Annotated in this window: 23 protein-coding genes and 2 riboswitches; of the genes, 17 read left to right on the top strand and 6 right to left on the bottom strand. The window is 68.0% G+C overall.

The features are described 5' to 3' along the window. Window positions 1-4: 4 nt before the first annotated feature. Genes bluB through cobU form a run of 3 tightly spaced genes read right to left on the bottom strand, consistent with a single transcriptional unit; the run spans window position 5 to window position 1924 of the window. Window positions 5-637 carry a 5,6-dimethylbenzimidazole synthase gene (gene bluB / locus I6F21_RS11085; protein ID WP_036034966.1) on the bottom strand — a complete coding sequence of 211 codons (633 nt, stop codon included), beginning with the start codon at window positions 635-637 and terminating at the stop codon, window positions 5-7. Between the two features lie 4 nt (window positions 638-641). Further along, window positions 642-1424 (bottom strand): adenosylcobinamide-GDP ribazoletransferase, encoded by a 783-nt coding sequence (gene cobS / locus I6F21_RS11080; protein WP_225141371.1) that lies wholly within the window; start codon window positions 1422-1424, stop codon window positions 642-644. Beyond that, window positions 1421-1924: a bifunctional adenosylcobinamide kinase/adenosylcobinamide-phosphate guanylyltransferase gene (gene cobU, locus I6F21_RS11075; RefSeq protein WP_036035070.1), complete on the bottom strand. Its 504-nt coding sequence runs from the start codon at window positions 1922-1924 to the stop codon at window positions 1421-1423. Before cobU ends, cobS begins: the two co-directional genes overlap by 4 nt. Window positions 1925-2044: 120 nt before the next feature. On the opposite strand from cobU, the gene cbiB reads away from it, so the two are divergent. Together cbiB and cobD are read left to right on the top strand one after the other, a co-directional pair. Then, complete coding sequence (gene cbiB, locus I6F21_RS11070) at window positions 2045-2986, top strand: adenosylcobinamide-phosphate synthase CbiB (RefSeq protein ID WP_225141373.1); 942 nt, start codon at window positions 2045-2047, stop codon at window positions 2984-2986. An 11-nt stretch (window positions 2987-2997) separates the two neighbouring features. Next, window positions 2998-3963, top strand: coding sequence for a threonine-phosphate decarboxylase CobD (gene cobD, locus I6F21_RS11065; protein WP_225141375.1), 966 nt, complete (start codon window positions 2998-3000; stop codon window positions 3961-3963). Here the strand turns inward: cobD and I6F21_RS11060 are convergent. Together I6F21_RS11060 and cobO are read right to left on the bottom strand one after the other, a co-directional pair. Next, on the bottom strand, window positions 3952-5400 hold the full coding sequence (locus I6F21_RS11060; protein ID WP_225141377.1) for a cobyric acid synthase: 1449 nt from the start codon (window positions 5398-5400) through the stop codon (window positions 3952-3954). The genes cobD and I6F21_RS11060 overlap by 12 nt on opposite strands. A gap of 5 nt (window positions 5401-5405) precedes the next feature. Then, window positions 5406-6041, bottom strand: a complete 636-nt coding sequence (cobO, locus tag I6F21_RS11055; protein ID WP_225141378.1) for a cob(I)yrinic acid a,c-diamide adenosyltransferase — start codon at window positions 6039-6041, stop codon at window positions 5406-5408. 40 nt (window positions 6042-6081) lie between these two features. After that, window positions 6082-6304, top strand: a riboswitch (cobalamin riboswitch). A 93-nt stretch (window positions 6305-6397) separates the two neighbouring features. On the opposite strand from cobO, the gene I6F21_RS11050 reads away from it, so the two are divergent. From I6F21_RS11050 to cobJ, 7 genes are read left to right on the top strand one after another with little or no spacing between them, the layout of a single operon-like run. Next, window positions 6398-6772 carry a DUF1636 domain-containing protein gene (locus I6F21_RS11050; RefSeq protein WP_036005458.1) on the top strand — a complete coding sequence of 125 codons (375 nt, stop codon included), beginning with the start codon at window positions 6398-6400 and terminating at the stop codon, window positions 6770-6772. Continuing rightward, a complete protein-coding gene (gene cobW / locus I6F21_RS11045; protein ID WP_109144295.1) occupies window positions 6769-7818 on the top strand; it encodes a cobalamin biosynthesis protein CobW in 1050 nt (349 codons plus the stop codon). Before I6F21_RS11050 ends, cobW begins: the two co-directional genes overlap by 4 nt. After that, complete coding sequence (gene cobN, locus I6F21_RS11040; RefSeq protein ID WP_225183144.1) at window positions 7818-11063, top strand: cobaltochelatase subunit CobN; 3246 nt, start codon at window positions 7818-7820, stop codon at window positions 11061-11063. Before cobW ends, cobN begins: the two co-directional genes overlap by 1 nt. Beyond that, complete coding sequence (gene cobG / locus I6F21_RS11035; protein WP_225141382.1) at window positions 11060-12223, top strand: precorrin-3B synthase; 1164 nt, start codon at window positions 11060-11062, stop codon at window positions 12221-12223. The genes cobN and cobG overlap by 4 nt, the downstream gene beginning before the upstream one ends. After that, a complete protein-coding gene (locus tag I6F21_RS11030; protein ID WP_036005374.1) occupies window positions 12223-12852 on the top strand; it encodes a precorrin-8X methylmutase in 630 nt (209 codons plus the stop codon). Before cobG ends, I6F21_RS11030 begins: the two co-directional genes overlap by 1 nt. 2 nt (window positions 12853-12854) lie before the next feature. After that, a complete protein-coding gene (locus tag I6F21_RS11025) occupies window positions 12855-13586 on the top strand; it encodes a precorrin-2 C(20)-methyltransferase (protein WP_036023524.1) in 732 nt (243 codons plus the stop codon). After that, window positions 13583-14317, top strand: a complete 735-nt coding sequence (gene cobJ / locus I6F21_RS11020) for a precorrin-3B C(17)-methyltransferase (RefSeq protein ID WP_225141383.1) — start codon at window positions 13583-13585, stop codon at window positions 14315-14317. Before I6F21_RS11025 ends, cobJ begins: the two co-directional genes overlap by 4 nt. Here cobJ and I6F21_RS11015 read toward each other — a convergent pair. Then, window positions 14293-15039, bottom strand: a complete 747-nt coding sequence (locus I6F21_RS11015; protein WP_225141384.1) for a cobalt-precorrin-6A reductase — start codon at window positions 15037-15039, stop codon at window positions 14293-14295. The two genes, cobJ and I6F21_RS11015, sit on opposite strands and share 25 nt — an antisense overlap. Between I6F21_RS11015 and cbiE the strand changes: the two genes are divergently transcribed. From cbiE to cobT, 8 genes are all read left to right on the top strand, one after another. Further along, window positions 15038-16219 carry a precorrin-6y C5,15-methyltransferase (decarboxylating) subunit CbiE gene (gene cbiE, locus I6F21_RS11010; protein WP_225141385.1) on the top strand — a complete coding sequence of 394 codons (1182 nt, stop codon included), beginning with the start codon at window positions 15038-15040 and terminating at the stop codon, window positions 16217-16219. The two genes, I6F21_RS11015 and cbiE, sit on opposite strands and share 2 nt — an antisense overlap. Beyond that, complete coding sequence (locus tag I6F21_RS11005) at window positions 16216-16584, top strand: cobalamin biosynthesis protein (protein ID WP_036023534.1); 369 nt, start codon at window positions 16216-16218, stop codon at window positions 16582-16584. Before cbiE ends, I6F21_RS11005 begins: the two co-directional genes overlap by 4 nt. Next, entirely contained in the window at window positions 16581-17363 is a 783-nt protein-coding gene (gene cobM, locus I6F21_RS11000; protein WP_036023536.1) for a precorrin-4 C(11)-methyltransferase, read from the top strand. The genes I6F21_RS11005 and cobM overlap by 4 nt, the downstream gene beginning before the upstream one ends. Then, entirely contained in the window at window positions 17363-18673 is a 1311-nt protein-coding gene (locus tag I6F21_RS10995) for a cobyrinate a,c-diamide synthase (protein WP_225141386.1), read from the top strand. Before cobM ends, I6F21_RS10995 begins: the two co-directional genes overlap by 1 nt. Continuing rightward, window positions 18670-19401, top strand: a complete 732-nt coding sequence (cobA, locus tag I6F21_RS10990; RefSeq protein ID WP_036005341.1) for a uroporphyrinogen-III C-methyltransferase — start codon at window positions 18670-18672, stop codon at window positions 19399-19401. Before I6F21_RS10995 ends, cobA begins: the two co-directional genes overlap by 4 nt. Window positions 19402-19446: 45 nt before the next feature. After that, window positions 19447-19666, top strand: a riboswitch (cobalamin riboswitch). Between the two features lie 36 nt (window positions 19667-19702). Then, window positions 19703-20380, top strand: a complete 678-nt coding sequence (locus I6F21_RS10985) for an energy-coupling factor ABC transporter permease (protein WP_036023541.1) — start codon at window positions 19703-19705, stop codon at window positions 20378-20380. Between the two features lie 45 nt (window positions 20381-20425). Next, window positions 20426-21175 (top strand): precorrin-6A synthase (deacetylating), encoded by a 750-nt coding sequence (cobF, locus tag I6F21_RS10980; protein ID WP_225141387.1) that lies wholly within the window; start codon window positions 20426-20428, stop codon window positions 21173-21175. 5 nt (window positions 21176-21180) lie between these two features. After that, on the top strand, window positions 21181-22233 hold the full coding sequence (gene cobT, locus I6F21_RS10975) for a nicotinate-nucleotide--dimethylbenzimidazole phosphoribosyltransferase (RefSeq protein ID WP_225141388.1): 1053 nt from the start codon (window positions 21181-21183) through the stop codon (window positions 22231-22233). Window positions 22234-22236: the final 3 nt, after the last annotated feature.

Here is a 22236-nt window from a genome sequence, read left to right as displayed (position 1 = left end):
CGGCCTAGCGCCGCAGCGTGAACGCGTCCGCGCTGCGCCGTTGCTCCCATTTCGCCTGCTCCAGCTCGGGCCGGTCGCACTCGATCTCGGGATAGCCGATGCAGAGATAGGCGATGAACTTCCAGCTGTCAGGCACGTCGAGAACAGCGTGCATGCGCGCAGGGTTCAGTATCGACACCCAGCCGAGGCCGATGCCCTCGGCGCGGGCGGCGAGCCACATCGCGGTGATGGCGGCGACCACGGAATATTCCGTCGTTTCAGGCATGGTCGCGCGGCCGAGGCCGTGGCCGATGTCGCTGCCCTTGTCGGCGAACACGGCAAGATGGCCGGGCGCCTGCTCGAGGCCGGACAGTTTCAAGGTGGCATAGCGTGCGGCGCGGTCGCCGGAGTAGCAGCTCAGCGCGTCGGCATTGCACGTCCTGAAATCTTCGACCACGGCGCGGCGCGTTGCAGTATCATTGACGATCACGAAGCGCCAGGGCTGGCTGAGGCCGACCGAAGGCGAGAGGCAGGCGGTCTCGATCAGGCGATCGATCGCCCCCTCCGGCAGCGGATCGCTGCGGAAGCGGCGCACGTCGCGGCGCCACACGAACAGCTCGCGTAAGTGCTGGCGGAAGCTATCGTCGAACTCGACCATGAGGTCATCGCCCCATTTGGAAGGACGCCGCCACCAGCAGGATCAGGATCTCGCCCGTCTGCTCGAACGCGCCGAGGATGTCGCCGGTCTGCCCCCCGATTTGGCGGATGGCAAGCCGCGCCAGCAGCAGGCCGGCCAGTGACAGCAGGATCAGGCCGACCAGCGCCTTGCCCGGCCCCAACGTCAGGGCAAGCGCAAGCGTTCCAAGCGCGAAGGCTATGGCCACGCTGCGCCCGGGCGGCGCCCCGGCGCCGGCAGAGAGGCCATCAGGCCGCGCCGACGGGACTAGCGACATGAAGGCCGGCAGGCCGGCACGGGCAGCAACGTGCGCCGCGCACAGCGCGAGCATGACGGCCCATGGATTTGCGATCGTCGCAAGCGCGCTCCAGCGCAGGCCGAACGATAGGATCAGGGCGCAGACGCCATAGGTCCCGATCCGGCTGTCGCGCATGATCTCGAGCTTGCGCTCGCGCGTGCGGCCGCCGCCGAGGCCGTCCGCGGTGTCGGCAAGTCCGTCCTCGTGCAGCGCGCCGGTGATGAGGGCGGTCGTGGCTAGCACGAGGAGGGCGGCAAGGCTCGGCGTCAGTCCGAAGCGAATGGCGATCTTGTAAGTGAGGGCGCCGGCGAGGCCGACCAGCAGCCCCGCGACCGGCAGCGCCCACGTTGCCCGCGCAACGGCGCCGTCGCCCGCAGGCTTCGAGGATGCCACCGGCAGGATCGTCACGAACGATGTCGCCATCTTGAGATCGGCGAGGATGTCCTTGAGAAGCTCGGCGCGCGGGATCATTTCAGCTTCAACGGCAGGCCGGCGACGACGAACTCGACCTCGTCGGCGGCACCGGCAATGATCTGGTTCATGATTCCGGCGGCATCGCGGAAGCTGCGCGCCAGCGCATTGTCGGGCACGATGCCGAGGCCGACCTCGTTGGTGACGAGCACGACGGGGCTGTTGAGGCGGGGCAGCGTGTCGGCGAGCTCTCTTACGTCTCGCTCCCAATCGCGCGCCGCATGCATCAGGTTGGAGAGCCACAGCGTCAGGCAGTCCACGAGCCTTGCGCCGCCGCCTTCGGTCGAGAGCAGCGCGGGCACAAGATCGAGCGGCACCTCGCGCTCGATCCAATCGGCTCCGCGCCGCGCGCGATGTCTTGCGATGCGTTCCTGCATTTCGCCATCGAGCGCCTCGGCCGTCGCGACGTAGACGGGCTGGCCGGCAAAGCTGCGCGCGCGCGCTTCGGCCCGGGTACTCTTGCCCGATCGCGCCCCACCGGTGATCAAGATGACGGCCATGAAGGTCTCCTGCGGCAGCACTAATCATCAAACGCGGCCAAAGACAAAGCCGAAATCAGGCGGCGAGGGGCTTGCGCTCAGCCGCCGTCTTGCGCAACAGGGGCGGGACAGGAGCTAGATGTGGACTTTGCGGGCGCGATGGTGGTGGCGATGGCGGTGGATGCCCTTCTGGGCTGGCCGGCCTGGCTGTTCGCGCGGATCGGGCATCCCGTCACCTGGCTGGGCGGGCTGATTGCCGGCATCGACACCGCCTTGAATCGCGCGTCCGATCCGCCGGCGTTGCGCCGAGCCGCGGGCGTCGCCGGCGCGCTTGCGGTGATCGCGCTCTCCGTAGCGCTCGGCTGGGCGCTGCAATCACTGCTTCCTTCGGGTTGGGTCCAGATCGTGCTGATTGGCATCCTGGCCTGGCCATTGGTCGCGCTGCGCTCGCTGCATGATCATGTGGCTGCCGTCGCCATGCCCTTGCTGGCCGGCGACGTTGCCGCCGCGCGCGAAGCGGTCTCGCGCATCGTCGGCCGCGATCCCGCAAGCCTCGATGACGCCGGCATCGCGCGCGCGGCGATCGAGAGTCTTGCCGAAAACACTTCCGACGGCATCGTCGCGCCGGTGTTCTGGGGCGCGCTGTTAGGCTTGCCCGGTATCCTCGGCTACAAGGCGATCAACACGCTGGACTCCATGATCGGCCACCGCAGCGAACGGCACGAAGCCTTTGGATGGGCGGCAGCGCGCATCGACGATGTCGCCAATTTCATCCCGGCGCGGCTGACCGGATTTCTGGTCGTGCTGCTGGCGCCGCGAAGATCGGACGCGCTGGCGTGCATGACGCGCGATGCGCGCCGGCATCGCTCGCCCAATGCCGGCTGGCCGGAAGCGGCGATGGCGGGCGGACTCGGCGTGCGGCTCAGCGGCCCCCGCATCTATCACGGCAACGCGACCAACGAGCCCTGGCTGAACGAGGGTGCGCGCGATCCGCGCGCCGCCGATATCACCGAGGCGCTGACAGTCTATCGCCGCGCCATGCTGCTGGTCGGCGGCGTGCTTGCGATCCTGGCTTTCGCGTGAAACAACGGGGCATGCGCGAGCACGGTGGAAATCTCGATCTGGCCCAGCGGCGTTTCGGCGGACGCGCAGAGGATTGGATCGATCTGTCGACCGGGATCAACCGGATGCCCTATCCCGTGGGCGAGGTAAGCGCACGCGCGTGGAGCGCGCTGCCGTCACGCGCCGAGATCGAGGCATTGCATCAGGCGGCGCGGCACGGCTACCGCACGAGCGCACCGATCGTTGCGATGGGCGGTGCTCAGGCCGCCATTCAATTGCTGCCGCAACTCGCGGCGCCCGGGCGCGCGCGTATCCTCGCGCCGACCTACAATGAATATGCCGGCGTCCTGTCGGCCGCCGGCCGGGACGTCCAGGAGGTTGCCGAGCTCGATGCGCTGGCGGGTGCGGACCTCGCCATCGTCGTCAATCCCAACAATCCCGACGGGCGGTGCCATTCGCGCAAGGATCTGCTCGCGCTGTTGCCGCGCGTCGGCCGTCTCGTCGTAGACGAGAGCTTTGCGGACCCGATTCCGCAATTGTCGCTTGCACCCGACGCGGATCGACCGGGACTGTTGATCCTGCGGTCGTTCGGAAAGTTTTATGGCTTGGCCGGCCTGCGGCTCGGCTTCGCCATCGGTCATGCCGCCGACATCGACAAGCTTGCCGCCGTGTCGGGTCCATGGCCTGTTTCGGGCGCGGCGATCGAAATCGGCTGCCGTGCCTTGCGCGATGAGGCCTGGACCGAGGTTACGTCGGCGCGGCTCGCGCGCGACTGTGTTCGCCTCGACGCATTGGCGCATGCGCAAGGCTGGCGGCTCATCGGCGGCACGTCGCTGTTTCGCTTGTACGAAACGCCTGACGCACTGGCTGCACAGGAAAGGCTCGCGCGCGTCCACATCTGGTCCCGCGTCTTCGCGCAACAGCCGACATGGCTGCGCCTCGGGCTCCCCGGCAGCGAAGCCGAATGGACGCGCCTTGCCGAGGCCCTAGCGCGCTAGCGCGAGCAGGCCTTCGACGTCGAGATGCTTTTCGATGTGATCGGCCAGCGCCTCGAGCGCGCTCTCGACCCTGGCGTGATAGGGCTCGTCGCCCGCGGGAATGTCGAGCTTGGCGAGGTAGGCCTTGCGGAAATCATCCGACGTGAACAGGCCGTGCAGATAGCTGCCCTGCACACGGCCGTCGCGCGAGATCGCGCCTTCAGGCTCGCCGTCCAGCCTCGCGAAGGGACGGGCGCGATCCGGGCCGTCGGTGCGGCCGATGTGGATCTCGTAAGCCTGGATCGGCTGATCCGTCGCGGCATGCACGGCCGCGACGCGCGTGAGGGTCTTTTGCGGGCTCATCACCGTCTCGACATCGAGAAGCCCGAGGCCCGGCGTGTCGCCCGCAGGCCCTTCGATGCCTTCGGGGTCGGCGACGCTGCGTCCCAGCATCTGATAGCCGCCGCAGAGGCCGAGCACGTGGCCGCCGCGGCGGTGGTGCGCGAGCAGGTCGATGTCCCAGCCCTGCGCGCGCAGGAATGCGAGGTCGCCGCGGGTGGATTTGGAGCCAGGAATGATGACGAGGCGCACGTCGCCCGGGATCGCCTCACCGGGATGCACCATCACGAGATCGACACCAGGCTCGAGCTTGAGCGGATCGAGATCGTCGAAATTGGCGATTCGCGACAGCGCAAGGCAGGCGATCTTGCACTGGCCCGGCCTGCGGGCGTCGCGCAGGCCGAGCGCATCCTCGGCCGGCAGCTCACCGGCGCGCGGAAACCAGGGCAGCACGCCGAGGCCGCGCCATGCGGTCTTTTGCTCGATCAGCCTGTAGCCGTCGTCGAACAGCGTGGGATCGCCGCGGAACTTGTTGATGACGAAGCCAGAGATCATCGCGGCATCGTCGGGGTCGATCACCGTCCTGATGCCGACCAGCTGGGCGATGACACCGCCACGGTCGATGTCGCCGACCAGCACGACCGGCGCATTCGCCTTGCGGGCAAAGCCCATATTGGCGATGTCGGACTTGCGCAAATTCACCTCGGCCGGGCTGCCGGCGCCTTCGACCAGCACCAGATCGGCGCGCTCCTTCAGCCGTTCGAAACTCTCCAGCACCGCGCCCATCAGCGACGGTTTCATCGCCGCGTAGTCGCGCGCGCGTGCGGTCGCGATGCGCTTGCCGTGGACCACGACCTGCGCGCCGACATCGGTCTCGGGTTTGAGCAGCACCGGGTTCATGTCGGTGTGCGGCTCGACACCGGCGGCGAGGGCCTGCAGCGCCTGGGCGCGGCCGATCTCACCGCCATCGACGGTGACCGCGGCGTTGTTCGACATGTTCTGCGGCTTGAACGGCAGCACGCGCAGACCACGGCGCGTAAAGGCGCGCGCGAGGCCGGCGACGATGAGCGACTTGCCCACGTCCGAGCCGGCGCCCTGAATCATCAATGCGCGTGCCATTGAAGCTAGAACTCGACGCCGGCCTGCGCCTTGATGCCGGAGCGGAAGGGATGCTTGACCAGCGTCATCTCGGTGACGAGGTCGGCGATCTCGATCAGCTGGTCCTTGGCGTTGCGCCCGGTGAGCACGACATGCGTCATCGCAGGCTTTTGCGTCGTCAGGAAATCGACGACTTCGGCGATGTCGAGATAGTCGTAGCGCAGCGCGATGTTGATCTCGTCGAGCACGACCATGCGCAGCCGCTCGTCGAGGATCAGCTCCTTGGCTTTCTCCCAGCCGGCGCGCGCGGCAGCGATGTCGCGGGTGCGGTCTTGGGTCTCCCAGGTGAAGCCTTCGCCCATCGCGTGGAACTGACAGAGTTCGCCGAAATGGTCGGTGAGCAGGCGCCGTTCGCCCGTATCCCAGGCACCCTTGATGAATTGCACCACCGCACAAGGGAAGCCATGCGCGACGCAGCGGACGATCATGCCGAAAGCCGAGGAGGATTTGCCCTTGCCGGCGCCGGTATGGACGATGATCAGGCCCTTTTCGCCGCTCTTGGTCGCCATGATCTTGTCGCGAGCGGCCTTCTTCTTCGCCATTTTGGCGGCGTGGCGGGCGTCGGTTTCCTCGGTCGTGTGGGTTTCCGGTTCAGGCGTCATCGGTCCCGGTCCTTCGGCTTGACAAGTGGCGGCCACCGGCAAATGGTGGCCTGGCGTTGGTTCCTGTCCTATGACAGGCGAAGAGGGAATGCGATAGGGTCCGAATCCGCAAAGATTTGGGTCCAAACTGCAGCCGCCCCCGCGACCGTGACCGGAGAGATGCCCGAAGCCACTGATTCCTTTTGGGATCGGGAAGGCGGGGATCGAAGGGCCAAAACCCTGCTCCGCAAGCCGGGAGACCTGCCAGCGCGGACGAGTTTTGGACCGGCGGACGGGGTGTTCCGCGACGGGGAAGCGGGCCTTCAGGAGAATGGTCCGTGCGCCTCATCGCCTCCCGCTGTTATCTGGAAGAGGCGATGACCGTCACACTTCATGTCTGCATCACCTGCCGCGCCGGCCAGACGCTCGGCGAGGGCGAGACGACGCCCGGCAAGCGCCTGCATGGCGCGATCCTCGAGGCCGGCGTGCCCGAGGGCGTCAGCGTGGTTCCCGTCGAATGCCTGTCGGCGTGCAGCCAGGGCTGCTCGGTCGCGCTCAGCGCGCCCGGCCGCTGGTCCTATGTCTATGGCCGCCTGTCCGATGCGAATGCGCAGGACGTGGTCGCAGGTGCTGCGGCCTACGCGGCGGCGCCCGACGGAATCGTGCCCTGGCGCAGCCGTCCCGAAATCTTCCGCAAGCAGTCGCTTGCCCGTATTCCCCCTGTTACCGTCGTGCCGGAGGCCGCTGAATGAACTCGCTCGCAAAAGTCCCGGTTACGGTCGTCACGGGTTTCCTGGGCTCCGGCAAGACGACGCTGATCCAGCATCTGCTCAGCAATGCCGGCGGCAAGAAGCTCGCCGTGCTCGTCAACGAGTTCGGCAGCGAAGGCGTCGACGGCGAGATCCTGAAGTCCTGCGCCGATGCGAATTGCCCGGAGGAGAACATCGTCGAGCTCGCCAATGGCTGCATCTGCTGCACCGTCGCCGACGATTTCATTCCGACCATGGAGCAACTCTTGGCGCGCCCGGTGCGGCCCGATCACATCCTGATCGAGACCTCGGGCCTGGCGCTGCCAAAGCCGCTGCTGAAGGCGTTCGACTGGCCGGAGATCCGCTCGCGCATCACGGTCGACGGCGTGATCGCGCTGGCCGACGCCGAGGCCGTCGCGGCCGGCCGCTTCGCGCCGGATCCGGCTGCGGTGGAAGCGCAGCGCGCGGCGGACGACAATCTCGATCACGAGACGCCGCTGTCAGAAGTGTTCGAGGACCAGATCGCCTGCGCCGACATCGTGCTGCTGACCAAGGCCGATCTTGCGGGCGCAGCCGGAATCGAAGCCGCAAAAGCGGCGATCACCGCCGAGATGCCGCGCCGCGTGCCGATGCTGCCGGTCACCGACGGTGCGATCGATGCGCGCGTCATTCTCGGCCTCGGCGCTGCCGCCGAGAATGATCTCGCCGCGCGGCCATCGCATCATGACGGCGAGGAGGAGCACGAGCACGATGATTTTGCCTCGGTCGTGATTGATCTTCCGGAGGTCGCCGACATCGACGCGCTGGTCGCATCGGTCCAGAAACTGGCGCGCGAGCAGAACGTGCTGCGGGCGAAGGGGTACATCGCGGTCGCTGGCAAGCCGATGCGCCTGTTGTTGCAGGCGGTCGGCGAGCGGGTGCGCCATCAGTTCGACAAGCCCTGGGGCGCGGGTCTCAGACAGTCGAAGCTCGTCGTGATCGGCGAGCATGGCGATATCGACGAGGCCGCCATCAAGGCAGGACTTGGTCTTTCAGGATCTGGCATCTGATGCACGTCGTCTTCCGCGAGAGCCGCGGTCTCGAGGAGACCGCGACGCCAAGAGACATCGGCCAGGACCCGGCCGATCTCGTGGTGCTCTCGTATTCGGATTCCGATTTGGCCGCGTTTGCGGCCGGCTGGCGCCGCGGTCGGGGCAGCCTGCCGTCGCTGCGGCTGGCCAATCTCGCGGAGCTGCGTCATCCGCTGTCGGTCGACACCTATATCGAACGGACGCTGTCGCAGGCGCGGGGCATATTGGTGCGCCTGATCGGCGGGGAGTCCTATTGGGCATACGGGCTCGCGGCGCTCCAGCAACTCGCGCAAGAGCGCAACATCGTGCTCGCCGTGCTGCCGGCGGACGGCCGCGACGACGCGCGGCTGGATGCGTACTCGACCCTGCCGGTCTCGACGCTGCGGCGGCTCAAGGTGCTCTGCGACTCCGGTGGCCCGGTCGCCGCGCAAGCCGCGATCGCGCAGCTCGCGCTGGCCTCAGGCCTTTATGCCGGCCCGGTCATCGGCGAGATGACCGTGCCCGAGATGGGATTCTATGATCCCGCGCGCGGTGTCATTGCCGCGCCAGTTGGCGAGGGCAAGCCGCGCGCACTCGTGACGTTCTATCGCTCCTATCTCACCGCCGCCGATACGGGGCCCGTCGACGCCTTGATTGCGGCGCTGCGCGAGAAGGGATTTGACGCCTACGGCGTGTTCGTCACCTCGCTGAAGGCGCCGGGCGCTGCCGACTGGCTGCGCGCGCATCTGGCACAACATCCTGCGGCGGCGATCGTCAATGCGACGGCGTTCTCGGCCCTTGGCGACGACGGCACCACGCCATTCGATGCCGCGTCCTGTCCGGTGTTCCAGGTTGCGCTCTCCACGGCGCGGCGCGAGGATTGGGCGGAATCACTGCGCGGCCTGTCGCCCGGCGATCTCGCGATGCATGTCGTGCTGCCGGAGGTCGATGGCCGCCTGTTCGCAGGCGTGGTGAGCTTCAAATCGGCCGGTCAGCGCGATCCCGATCTGCAATTCGCGCATCTAGCGCACAGGCCCGACGAAGAGCGCGTCAACGCCGTTGCCACGCGCGTCGCGGCTTGGCGTCGCCTCGCGGAGAAGCCCGCCGGCGAGAAGCGGCTGGCGATCGTGCTGTCGAACTATCCGGGCCGGCCGCATCAGATCGCGCACGCCGTCGGGCTCGACGCGCTGGCGTCGGTCGAGGCGTTGATCTCCGATCTCGCGGAGGTCGGCTTCGACGTTGCGCCGGTCGATGCGCTCGGCGCAAAACTATTGAAGCAGAGCTTGACCTGGAGCGTCGCCGAATATCGCACGGGGCTGGCGCGCCTGCCGCAATCCTTGCAGGACGATCTCGTGCAGGCCTGGGGCGCACCGGAGAACGATCCGAGCTGCCGCGACGGCGCGTTCTACTTCGCTGCGATCCAATGCGGCCGGTCGATCATCGCAGTCCAGCCCGAGCGCGGCGACGCGGCCTCGCGCGATGCCGATTATCACGATCTCGCCTGCACGCCGCGCCACGCCTATGTCGCGTTCTATCTCTGGCTCCGGCAGCAAGGCTGCGATGCCGTCGTGCATATGGGCGCGCACGGCACGCTGGAATGGCTGCCCGGAAAATCCGTGGCGCTGTCGCAAGCGTGCTGGCCGGAAGCGCTGATCGGCGATCTCCCCGTCATCTATCCCTTCATCGTCAACGATCCCGGCGAGGCCGCGCAGGCCAAGCGGCGCATCGGCGCGGTCACGATCGGCCATCTGCCGCCGCCGCTTGAGACATCCGCGGTGCCGGAGGGCCTGCGCCGGCTCGAACGCCTGCTCGACGAATATTCGACCGCCGATGGTCTCGATCCCGCGCGCCGCCAGCGGCTGATCGCGGCGATCCGTGACGAGGCGCGGGCGGCGGGTCTCGAAGACGATCTCGGCCTCGATGCAATGGCCGCACCGGCCGAAGCCATCCCGCGGATCGACCGCTTCGTCTGCGACCTCAAGGAGAGCCAGTTCGGCGATGGCCTGCACGTGTTCGGCCGCGGTGCCTGCGGCGAAGCGGAGCGCGATGCATTGCGTTCCGTGCTCGCCGGAAAACGCGTTGCCCCCGGGCCGTCGGGCTCTCCGTATCGCGGGCGTCAGGATGTGCTGCCGACAGGGCGCAACCTCTTCGCCGTCGACCCGCGTGCGGTGCCGACGCCGTCGGCGCATGCGCAGGGGATAAAACTCGCCGAAGAGCTGTTGCGCCGTCATCTGCAGAATCACGGCGACTGGCCGAAGGGCCTCGTGGTGGATCTCTGGGGCTCGGCGACGATGCGCACCGCAGGCGAAGAGTTCGCGATGGCGTTGCATCTGGCCGGCCTCGCGCCGCGCTGGGATCACGCTTCCGGCCGTGTCACCGGTTACGACATCATCGCCCCGGCCGAGCTCGGCCGTCCGCGCATCGACGTCACGCTGCGCGTATCCGGCCTGTTCCGCGATGTCTTCGCAGGGCTGGCGCAATTGTTCGAAGCCGCCGCCGAGGCGCTCGCCGCGCGCGAGGACGAGGGCGATGAGAATCCCTATCGCCAGCGTGCGTCCCGCGTGTTCGCGCCGCGGCCGGGACAATACGGCGTCGGCCTCTCGGCTATCCCGGATGCCTTCACGCCGGACACGCGCGAGGCCGCAGGCGAAGCGTGGCTGTCGGCATCGTCCTGGGCGTTCTCTGCCGATGGCGCGATGCAGCCGGATCGCGCTGGTATCGAACAGCGTCTCGCGTCCGCCGATGCTTTTGTCCATGTCCAGGACTTGCCCGAAACCGATCTGCTGCTGGCCGCCGACTATGCCGCGCATGAGGCAGGCATCGCCGCGGCAGCCGCGAACCTCGGCGCAGGCGTGCCGTCGCTCTATCACCTCGATGCGACGCGGCCCGGCGAGCCGCATGCGCGCACGCTGACGGAAGAGATCTCGCGCGTCGTTCGCGCACGGGCGGCCAATCCGGCCTGGATCTCCGGCATGATGCGCCACGGTTTCCGCGGCGCCGCCGAGATCACCGCGACGCTGGAGCACATGGCCGCCTTCGCGCATCTCGCCGGCGCGGTGCCGCCGCATCTGTTCGACCTCTATTACGACGCGACACTCGGCAACGACGACGTCCGCGCCTTCATGGCGCACGAAAATCCGTCCGCACTCGCCGCGATGGAAACCTGCTTCACGCGCCTGCGCGAAGCCTCGCTCTGGCGAACCCGCCGCAATTCGATTGCAGCGGCGCTGCGGGAGGCCTCATGAGCGCGACCACGGTCAAGGGTTGGTGTCCCGGCGCGCTGCGCCCGATGCAATCGGGCGACGGGCTCGTGGTGCGCGTGCGTCCGTTCGGGGGACGCCTTGAAGCACCACAAATCTCCGGGCTTGCGGAACTCGCCGAGCGCTTCGGCAACGGTCTAATCGACGTCACGAGCCGGGCCAATCTGCAGATCAGGGGCGTTCAGGAGGACGGCCATCGGCCGTTGCTCGATGGTCTGGCGCAACTGGCGCTGCTCGATCCCGACGCCGACATCGAAGCCAGGCGCAACATCCTGGTGACGCCGTTCTGGAGCAACGGCGACGAAACGCAGTCGCTCGCCGCGGAGCTCGAGGAGGCGCTTGCCGATTCTGGCCTGGCGCTTCCCACCAAGTTCGGCTTCGCCATCGATGACGGGCGGTCGCGTGTTCTCGCCGGCGATTCCGCCGACATCCGCATCGAGCGCGACCGCTCGGGCGGTCTCCTGGTGCGGGCCGATGGCGCCAAGCTCGGTCGTTCCGTTGAACGCGGACAGGCCGTGAGCGCGGCGCTGGCGCTCGCAAGCTGGTTCATCATCTCCGGCGGTGCAAACGGCGGGCGAGGGCGCATGGCAGCCCACATCGCATCCGGCGCCGTGTTGCCTCAATCCTTGCGCGGCGAGACCGAGCCTGCGCCGGTGATGGCCGCGGTGCGTCCCGGGCACTATCCGCAAGGCGCAATGGTCGGGGTGGCGTTCGGGCAGATGCTGCACGCGACGCTGCATCAATTCTCTGCTTGCGGCCATGCGCTGCGCATGACGCCCTGGCGGATGGTGCTGAGCGAGGGCAAGCGCGAGATGCCGAGCGCGGCGGGGCTCATCACCGAGCCGTTCGATCCGGCGCTGCGCGTCATCGCCTGCAGCGGCGCGCCGCGTTGCCGCGAAGCCCATGCCGATACGCGCGCGCTGGCCGCGGCGCTGGCGCCGCGCATCCCCGCCGACGCGCGGCTCCATGTCTCCGGCTGCGGCAAGGGCTGCGCCCATTCCGGCGCGGCTGCAGTCACGCTGATTGCGACGCGCGCCGGGTTCGATCTCGTCCGCGACGGCTCGACCCGCGACGCGCCGGTGCTGCGCGGGTTGAACGGCGCCGACATCGTCAGCGATCCCTCCATCCTGGTCGGAGGGAACTGATGCCGCACACCTACGAGACCGACGGCGCTGTGATCTACCGGCAATCCTTTGCCACCATCCGGGCCGAGGCCGATCTCGCGCGCTTCACGTCGGACGAGGAGCAGGTGGTGGTGCGGATGATCCATGCCGCCGGGATGGTTGGCCTCGAGGCGCATATCCGCTTCACCCCTGATATGGCGATTGCCGCGCGCGCGGCCTTGCAGAAGGGGGCGCCGATCCTGTGCGACGCGCGCATGGTGTCCGAAGGCATTACGCGGGCAAGACTGCCCGCGGCCAATGCCGTGATCTGCACGCTCGGCGATCCCGCCGTGCCCGCGCTGGCGCAGTCCATGCGCAACACGCGCTCGGCCGCGGCTCTGGAGCTGTGGCGGCCGCATCTTGATGGCGCGATCATCGCGATCGGCAATGCACCGACCGCGCTGTTTCATCTGCTCAACATGCTGGAGGATCGCGACTGCCCGCGGCCGGCTGCGATCATCGGCTGTCCGGTCGGCTTCGTCGGCGCGGCCGAATCCAAGGCCGCGCTGATGGCCGATCCGCCGGCACCGGCGCTCACCGTCGAAGGCCGCCTCGGCGGCTCCGCCATCACGGTTGCTGCCGTGAACGCGCTGGCAAGCCGGAGCGAATAGCCATGGGACGCATCATCTGCTGCGGTCTCGGCCCCGGCGATCCTGATCTGATGAGCGTGCGTGCCGATCGTACGGTGCGGGGCGCCAGCCACGTCGCCTATTTTCGCAAGAAGGGCAGGCCCGGTCAGGCGCGCCGCATCGTCGATGGCATGCTGGCTGCGGGCGTTACCGAATATCCCATGGAATATCCTGTTACGACGGAGATCGCTTTCGACAGCCCCGAATATGTCCAGCTGCTCGCCGGCTTCTACGACGAATGGGCCGAGCGCCTGGCGCGGCTTTCGCGCGCCGTCGACGTCGTCGTGCTCTGCGAGGGCGATCCCTACTTTTACGGATCGTTCATGCATCTGCACACGCGCCTGCAGGGCCGCGTCGAGATCGAGGTGATCGCCGGCATCCCCGGCATGGTCGGTTGCTGGAACGGCGTCGGCCGGCCGATCGCGCTCGGCGACGACGTGACGACGGTGCTGATGGGCACGCTGCCCGAGGCCGAGCTCGAACGCCGCATGCGCGATTCCGATGCACTGGTCGTCATGAAGACCGGCCGCAATCTCGCAAAAGTGCGCCGCGCGCTCAGCTCCGCCGGGCGGCTCGCCGATGCCTGGCTGGTTGAGCGTGGCACCATGCCAGGCGAGCGCGTGGTGCGGCTCGCCGAGATCGATGCGGCCGACTGTCCCTATTTCGCGATCGTGCTCGTGCACGGCAAGGGCCGGCATCTGGATGCCGCCGAATGACAGGCACACTGACCATCGCGGGCCTCGGGCCGGGCAGCGACGCGCTGGTGACGCCGGAAGTTTCCGCCGCGCTTGCGACGGCGACCGACATTCTGGGCTATGCGCCCTATGTCGCGCGCGTGCCGCCGCGGCCTGGGCTCACTCTGCATCCATCCGACAATCGCGAAGAGCTGCAACGCGCGAGCGAAGCCCTGCGGCTTGCCGCCGAAGGCGGTCAGGTCGTCGTCGTCTCTTCCGGCGATCCCGGCGTGTTCGCGATGGCATCCGCCGTGTTCGAGACGCTCGAGCAGGCGCCGGAATTTCGTGAACTTTCGATCCGTGTGCTGCCCGGCGTCACCGCGATGCTGGCGGCCGCCGCGCGTGCCGGCGCGCCGCTCGGCCATGATTTCTGTGCGATCAACCTCTCCGACAATCTCAAGCCGTGGGCGGTGATCGAGAAGCGCCTGCGCCTCGCGGCGGAAGCCGATTTTGCCATCGCGATGTACAACCCGCGCTCGGCCAGCCGCCCGGAAGGATTCGGCCGTGCGCTTGCGCTGCTTCGCGAAGCCGGCTGCGGCGAGCGTCTCATGATCTTCGCGCGCGCGATCAGCGCGGCTGATGAAAAGATCGAGATCGTGACGCTGAACCAGGCGACGCCCGAGATGGCCGACATGCGCACGCTTGTCATCGTCGGCAATTCGCAGACGCGCCGCATCGGCCGCTGGGTCTATGCGCCGAGGCGCGCAGAATGACCGAGCCATTGCATCACGTCAGTGACACTCTCGACCCTTTGGCGCTCGGGCAGCTCTGGTCGCGAGATCATGATTACGGGAAGGCCGAGCCTGCGCGCCGCGTCGATCTTGGCGCGCGCGCCGTCGCCGCCGGAATTGCGGGCGACGATCCAGGCGATGCCGCGCGTGTGCAGCATCTCCAACTCGCCGTCGAGGGTGAAGGGGCCACGCGATACGATCACATCGGCCGCGAAGGGCAGCGACGCTTCGGGCGGATCGACGAAACGCAGCGTGTAGGCATGTTGCGGCTTGGCCGCGAACGGCGCGATGTGCTGACGGCCGATGGCGAGGAACACGTTTGCCGGGGCGTCGGGCAGTGCGGAGACGGCAGCATTGACATCCGCCACCTCGATCCAGTTGTCGGTGGACGCCTTGATCCAGGGCGCGCGCTCCAGCGCAAGCAACGGCGTGCCCGTCTCGGTGCAAGCCGCAACGGCGTTGCGGCTCATTTCCGCGGCGAAGGGATGCGTTGCATCGATCACATGCGTGATGCCTTCGGCGCGGATGTAATCCGCAAGTCCGCTCACGCCGCCAAACCCGCCGATGCGCGTCGGCAGCGGCTGATCGGCGGGCGCGCGGGTGCGGCCGCCATAGGAATAGATGGCATCGATGCCGGCGCGCGCGATCTCCGCGGCGAGCAGGCTCGCATCGGCCGTTCCGCCCAGAATGAGGGCGCGAATCATGTCTGATCCCTGGCTGACCATCATCGGTATCGGCGAAGATGGCCTTGCCAGGCTGTCGGAGGCAAGCCGAAAGGCGCTTGCCAAGGCCGAAACCGTGTTCGGCGGCGAGCGCCATCTTGCGCTTGCCGAAATTGGCAGCCGCGGTCGTCCATGGCCGGTGCCGTTCGATGCGGATGTCGTGCTGAGCTGTCGCGGCAGGCCGACGGTGGTGCTCGCCTCCGGCGATCCGTTCTGGCATGGCGCCGGCGCGAGCCTTGCCGAGAAGCTCGGTGGCGACGAGTGGATCGCGCATCCTGCTCCGTCCACCTTCTCGCTCGCCGCCGCGCGGCTGGGCTGGCGACTCGAATCCACCGTCTGCCTCGGGCTTCACGCCGCACCGTTCGAGCGTCTCGGTCCGCATCTGGCGCGAGGGGCGCGCATCATCTGTCTCGTGCGCGATGGGAAAGCGGCTGGCGATCTGGCTAGGTGGTTGAGCGAGCGCGGGTGGGGCGCCTCGGCCTTCTGGATGCTCGCCGCCCTCGGTGGCCCGCGCGAAAGCGTCACAGAATATCGCGCCGATAGTCTTGCCGGTGATCTCGCCGGAAACCTGGTCACCGTCGCCGTCGAGGCGAAGGGCGGACAGGGGATGCCCCGCAGTTCGGGATTATCGGACGACCTCTTCATGCATGACGGCCAGATCACCAAGCGGCCGGTACGTGCGCTCGCGCTCTCGGCGTTGGCGCCGCGGCCCGGCGAACGGTTGTGGGATATCGGCGCAGGTTCAGGCTCGATCTCCGTGGAGTGGGCGCTGTGTGGTGGGACGGCGAGTGCAGTCGAAGCGCGCGAGGATCGCGCCGCGAACATCCGCAAGAATGCAGCCGCCTTCGGTTTGGCACATCGGATCACAGTCGTCACGGGCAGGGCACCGGAAGCTCTTGCCGGGTTGGAAGCGGCGGATGCCGTCTTCATTGGCGGTGGTCTCGACGAAGTGTTATTTGATGCGATCTGGCCGCGGTTCTCGCCGGGTGCGCGGCTCGTGGCGCATGCTGTGACGCTGGAGACGGAAGCTCTGCTCGGCGAGCTGCATCGGCGTCACGGCGGCGAACTGATGCGGGCCGAAATTTCGCATGCCGCCCCGCTCGGCCGCTATCGGTCGTGGGAGGCAGCACGCCCCGTGGTGCAGTGGAGTGTGGTGCGATGAAGGTCGCCGGACTCGGCTTCAAGCGCGATGTGACGCTGGCTTCGCTGCGTGAAGCGCTGCTCGCTGCGGGCGGTGCGGAAGGGCTTGCGGCGATGGCAACCGTCAGCGATAAGGCCGACATCGAGGCGCTGAAGCAACTCGCACGTGAATGCGGCGTGCCGATCAGGGCCGTTCCGGCCGCGACACTGGCCGGCATCGACACGCCCACGCAATCGAAGCTCGTCGCGGAGAAATTTGGCACCGGATCTGTAGCCGAGGCTGCGGCGCTCGCGGTCGCCGGTCCGCGCGCGCGGTTGATTGCAGCACGGGTTGTCTCGCAGGATCGCACCGCGACCGCCGCGATTGCCGAAGGAGACGGCCCATGACGGTGCATTTCATCGGTGCCGGGCCGGGCGCACCCGATCTGCTGACGTTGCGCGGCCGCGATCTGATCGCGGCCAGTCCGGTTTGTCTCTATGCCGGCTCGCTGGTGCCGGAGGGCGTGCTGGCGCATTGCCCGCCCGGCGCACGTATCGTCAACACCGCGCCAATGTCGCTCGACGAGATCATCGCCGAGATCGCAGGCGCGCATGCGGCAGGCCTGGATGTCGCGCGGCTGCATTCCGGTGATCTCTCAATCTGGTCGGCGATGGGCGAGCAGCTCCGCCGTTTGCGTGCGCTCGGGATTCCCTACTCGGTGACACCCGGCGTTCCCTCGTTCTCGGCTGCCGCGGCCGCGCTGGAGGCCGAGCTGACGCTGCCCGGTCTTGCTCAGACGGTCGTGCTGACGCGCACGCCGGGCCGTGCCAGCGCGATGCCCGAGGGCGAGAAGCTCGCCGCGTTCGCCGCGACCGGCGCGGTGCTCGCGATCCACCTGTCGATCCATCTGCTCGACCAGGTCGTCGCCGAGCTGACGCCGCACTACGGCGCGGATTGCCCGGTCGCGATCGTCTGGCGCGCGAGCTGGCCGGAGCAGCGCATCGTGCGCGCGACGCTTGCAACGCTCGGTGCGTTCGTGGGTGGCGAGATGGAGCGCACGGCGCTGATCCTGGTCGGCAAGACGCTTGGCGCTGCCGATTTTGACGAGAGCCGCCTCTATGCCGCCGACTACGACCGCCGCTACCGGCCGGTCGGTGCCGAGCCGCGCTTTCCGGAGGCGTCGTGATGCCGGCGAGCCTTGTCATCTCCGCGCCGGCCTCCGGCGTCGGCAAGACCACGCTGACGCTGGCGCTCGCCCGCGCCTGGCGCAAGCGCGGCCTGAACGTGCAGTGCTTCAAGAGCGGCCCCGACTATATCGATCCCGCCTTCCACGCCGCAGCCACGGGACGCGCCTCGGTCAACGTCGACAGCTGGGCGATGGATCGCGGCACCATCGCGCATCTCGTCAGCCGTGGCGGCAATGCAGATGTCGTTCTCGCCGAGGGATCGATGGGCCTGTTCGACGGTGTCGCCGCGCGCGGTGTCTCCGGCACCGGAGCGACCGCTGATATCGCGGAGATGCTGGGCTGGCCAGTGGTTCTGGTGATCGATCCCTCCGGCCAGGCGCAGACTGCGGCAGCGATCGCCGCCGGCCTTCGCGATTACCGCGCCGGCGTGCGCCTTGGCGGCGTCGTGCTCAATCGCGTCGCCAGCCCCCGCCATGAGGATCTGGTGCGGCGCGCGCTGAACGAGGCCGGCATCAAAGTGTTCGGCGCGCTGCCGCGCCATGCCGAGATCAGCCTGCCGAAGCGGCATCTCGGTCTCGTGCAGGCCGAGGAGCAGGCCGAGATCGGCAAGCTGATCGACGAGGCCGCGCGCTTTGTCGCCGAGCACGTCGATCTCGATGCGGTGCTCCACTCGGCAGGCCAATGGTCGCCGCAAGCTGCGGCGAACGGATTGAACGTGACGCCGCCCGGCCAGCGCATCGCGCTGGCGCGCGATGCGGCGTTCTCCTTCGTCTATCCGCATATGCTGGAAGCTTGGCGCGCCGCGGGCGCCGAGATCGTGCCGTTCTCGCCGCTGGCCGATGAAGCGCCCGATGCGAGCGCCAACGTGTGTTGGCTGCCCGGCGGCTATCCCGAGCTTCATGCAGGAAAGATCGCGGCCAATGCGCGCTTTCGCAGCGGCTTGCGCGCTTTCGCCGAGACGCGGCCGGTGCATGGCGAATGCGGAGGCTATATGGTGCTGGGCGCAGGCCTGACCGACGCCGACGGTATCAGCCATGAGATGGCGGGGCTGCTTGGCCTCGAGACCAGCTTTGCCAAGCGCCGCATGCATCTCGGCTATCGTCTTGCTGAACTGGCTGCGCCGATGCCGGGGCATCAGCCTGGCGCGCGCCTGCGCGGCCACGAGTTCCACTATTCGACCATCCTCGCCCAGCCCGATACGCCGCTCGCGGTCGTGCACGATGCCACCGGCGCGGTCATTGCCGAAACCGGCTCGCGCCGTGGCCATGCCACCGGCACGTTCTTCCATCTGATCGCGGAGGACCGGTGAGCGGTTTTGTCTCTTTCGTTTCCGCCGGTCCGGGCGATCCCGAGCTCCTCACGGTGAAGGGCGCCACGCGGCTGCGCGAGGCCGACGTCGTGCTTTATGACGATCTTGCCTCCGGCGCGATCCTCGATCTCGCACGGCCCGGCGCCAATCTCGTCGCGGTGGGAAAGCGGGCCGGGCGTCCTTCGACCAAGCAGCACCACGTCAACCGTCTCCTGGTCGACTATGCCGCAACCGGCGCGCGCGTGGTGCGGCTCAAGTCCGGCGATGCCGGCATTTTCGGCCGGCTGGAGGAGGAGATCGAGACGCTGCGCGAGGCCGGCATCGGCTACGAGATCGTTCCCGGCGTCACCTCCGCCTGTGTCGCCGCCGCCCAGGCCGGCATTCCCCTGACCCGCCGGTATACCTCCCGCCGGGTGCAGTTCATCACCGGCGCTGACGTCACGGGCGAGCTGCCGCCCAATCTGAATTGGGCGGCACTGGCCGACCCCGAGGCCACGACCGTGGTCTATATGGGCCGGCGCACCTTTCCGGCGCTTGCCGCAAAATTGATCGCGCACGGCCTCGCTCCCAGCACTCCGGCGCTGTTCGCCGAATCTCTCGGGCGTCCCGACGAACGGCTGGTCCGCACCACGATTGCCGAGCTCGCGGAGCAGCTTGGGCGCGGCGGCGCCGCTTCCACTGCGGCCGTCATCCTGTTCGGCGCGCTGGCGGGAGAATATCCGGCATGACGGCTCCGGCAGCGGTTCGCCCCTTGACGCCCGCGATACGAAAGGGGCACACAAGAGCGGCATGGTGCTCGACGCGGCGCAAAGCGCCGGAGCATAATCGGGAATGGGGATGGGCGGACCCAGTTGCGGCGCCCAAAACCCCAGCCGCCCCCGCGACTGTAAGCGGTGAGGGCCTCCGAACCGCCACTGGACCGCAAGGTCCGGGAAGGCCGGAGAACCCAGTGAACCGCGAGCCAGGAGACCGGCCGTGCACGTTTTGAGGCCAAGGCCGTCGGGTGTGACGGCGGAAAGGAATTGAGCCATGCATATCGAACCCGGGATCGTGACGGGCGCCAAGCTCGTGTTGAGTTACGCAACCGGCATCGCCGCAGGCGGCGTTGCCTTGAAGCTCGCGGTCGAGACCGTGCGCGAGCAGGGCGCCGGCTCGTTCGCGGCGCGGACACTGGCCACCACCGCTCTCGTCTTCGTCTTCTTCGAAATCCTGCCGCACTTTCCGGTTGGGGTATCAGAGGTGCACTTCATCCTCGGCTCGACCTTGTTCCTGCTCTTTGGTGCTGCGCCCGCCGCCTTCGGCCTTGCATTTGGCCTGCTGCTTCAGGGCATGCTGCTGGAGCCAGTCGATCTGCCGCAATACGGCATGAACGTCACCACGCTTCTGGTGCCGCTGTTCGCGATCCAGGCGATCGCCAAGCGGATCATTGCCCGCAACACCGCCTATGTCGATTTGAAGTACGGTCAGGCGCTGGCGCTTTCGACGACCTACCAGGCCGGCGTGATCGCATGGGTGGCGTTCTGGGCGCTCTATGGCTCCGGCTTTGCGATGAGCAATCTCGCCAGCGTCGGGACGTTCGCTGCCGCTTATGCGCTGGTGATCGTGATCGAACCGCTCGCCGATCTCGCGGTGCTGGCGCTGGCGAAGTCGCTGCGCGGCGTCACCGCGCCCGGCCTCGTCACCCCGCGCCTGCACAACGCGGCGTAAGAGATCAGCGATGGGCCGCCGGTGTGGCCGCCCATCGCGCTCGCGATGCTAACGCTCTCCCTGATCGGCATCGGTTGCGGCGATCCCGCGCAGCTCACGCGCGCCGCCGTTGACGCCATCAACGCCGCCGATCTCATCCTGATCCCGCGCAAGGGAACGGCGAAATCCGATCTCGCAGATCTCAGGCGAACGATCTGCGCCGGTGTGCTCACCAACAAAACGACGCGCATCGCCGAATTCGATCTTCCCGTGCGCGATGCGACCGAGGCGGACTACCGCAAGGGCGTCGACGATTGGCACGATGCGGTGGCCGCGATTTGGTCGCAGACGATCGCTGGGCATCTCGAAGATGAGGGCAAGGTCGCGCTGCTGATCTGGGGCGATCCTTCGCTCTATGATTCTTCGCTGCGCATTGCGCGGCGGCTCGATCCATTGCCGACAATCGAGGTCGTGCCGGGGATCACCTCGATCCAGGCGCTGTGCGCGGCGCATGCGCTGCCGCTCAACGACATCGGCGAGCCGTTCCTGGTCACGACAGGGCGGCGCTTGCGCGAAGGCGGCTGGCCGCAGGGCGTCGACACCGTCGTCGTGATGCTCGATGGCGGCACGGCGTTCCAATCGCTGGATCCAGAAGGCCTGCAGATCTGGTGGGGTGCCTATCTCGGCATGCCCGATCAGATCATCATGTCCGGCGCGCTGGCTGAACTGGGCGCGCGCATTGCCGCCGTGCGGCAGGACGCACGCGAGCGGCACGGCTGGATCATGGACAGCTACATCATCAAACGCAGGCGTTGAGCAGCATGCTTCCCGAATGGGTTACCCAGAACTGCCCAGAGGTCTCCGCTGTTCATCGTGAGGCGGCCATTGCGCGGCAGGCGCAACTGACGAAGCCGACCGGTGCGCTCGGCCGGCTCGAGCAGCTCGCAATCGAGCTTGCGGGCTTGCAGGCCACCGAGCAGCCGCGCGCCGCGCGGGTGCCGATCATCATCTTCGCCGGCGACCACGGCATCGTCGCGCAGGGCGTGTCGGCCTATCCGCAAGCCGTCACCATCGCGATGATGGCGAATTTTGCCGCCGGTGGCGCCGCGATCTCGGTGCTGGCGCGCGAGCTGGGTTCGAGCCTCGAGGTGGTCGACGCCGGCACGCTGGCCGAGGCGCAGATCGCGGGAATCGTCACCGACAAGCCGCGCAGCGGCACCCGCGATTTCAGTGTCGAGGCCGCGCTCACGCCGGCGGAATTGGCCTTCGCCTTCGAGGCCGGGCAGCGCGCGGTGGTGCGCGCCGAGGCCGGCCGGCCTGATCTCTTGATCTTCGGCGAGATGGGGATCGGCAACACCACGACCTCAGCAGCGATTGCTGCGAGCCTGCTCGGTGTGAGTGCCGACGAGATCGCGGGCAGCGGCACCGGCGTCGATGCGTCGGGCCGCGCGCACAAGGTGCGGGTGATCGATGCGGCGATCGCGCATCACGGCGTTGCGGGGGCGTCACCCGAAAAAATCCTGTGCGCGGTCGGCGGCCTCGAGATTGCGGCGATCTCGGGTGCGATCATCGCGGCCGCGCAACGCCGCATCCCCGTGTTGATCGACGGCTTTATCGTCTCGGTGGCGGCGCTGACGGCGGTGCGCCTCAACCCGTCCTGCCAGCCGTTCCTGTTGCCTTCGCATCAATCGGCCGAGCAGGGACATCGGCTGGTGTTGCGCGCGCTGAACGTGCAGCCGCTGATCAGCCTCGATCTCAGGCTCGGCGAGGGATCGGGCGCCGCCATCGCGCTGCCGCTGGTGCGCTCGGCGTGCGCACTTCACAATGGCATGGCGACGTTCGCGCAGGCCAATGTGCCGGATCGGTCTTCTTGATGC

The organism is Bradyrhizobium sp. NBAIM03 (assembly GCF_020194055.1).
Classification (GTDB): Bacteria; Pseudomonadota; Alphaproteobacteria; order Rhizobiales; family Xanthobacteraceae; genus Bradyrhizobium; species Bradyrhizobium yuanmingense.
The sequence above is the reverse complement of the archived record's forward strand: the minus strand, read 5'-3'. Positions and strand labels throughout refer to the sequence as shown.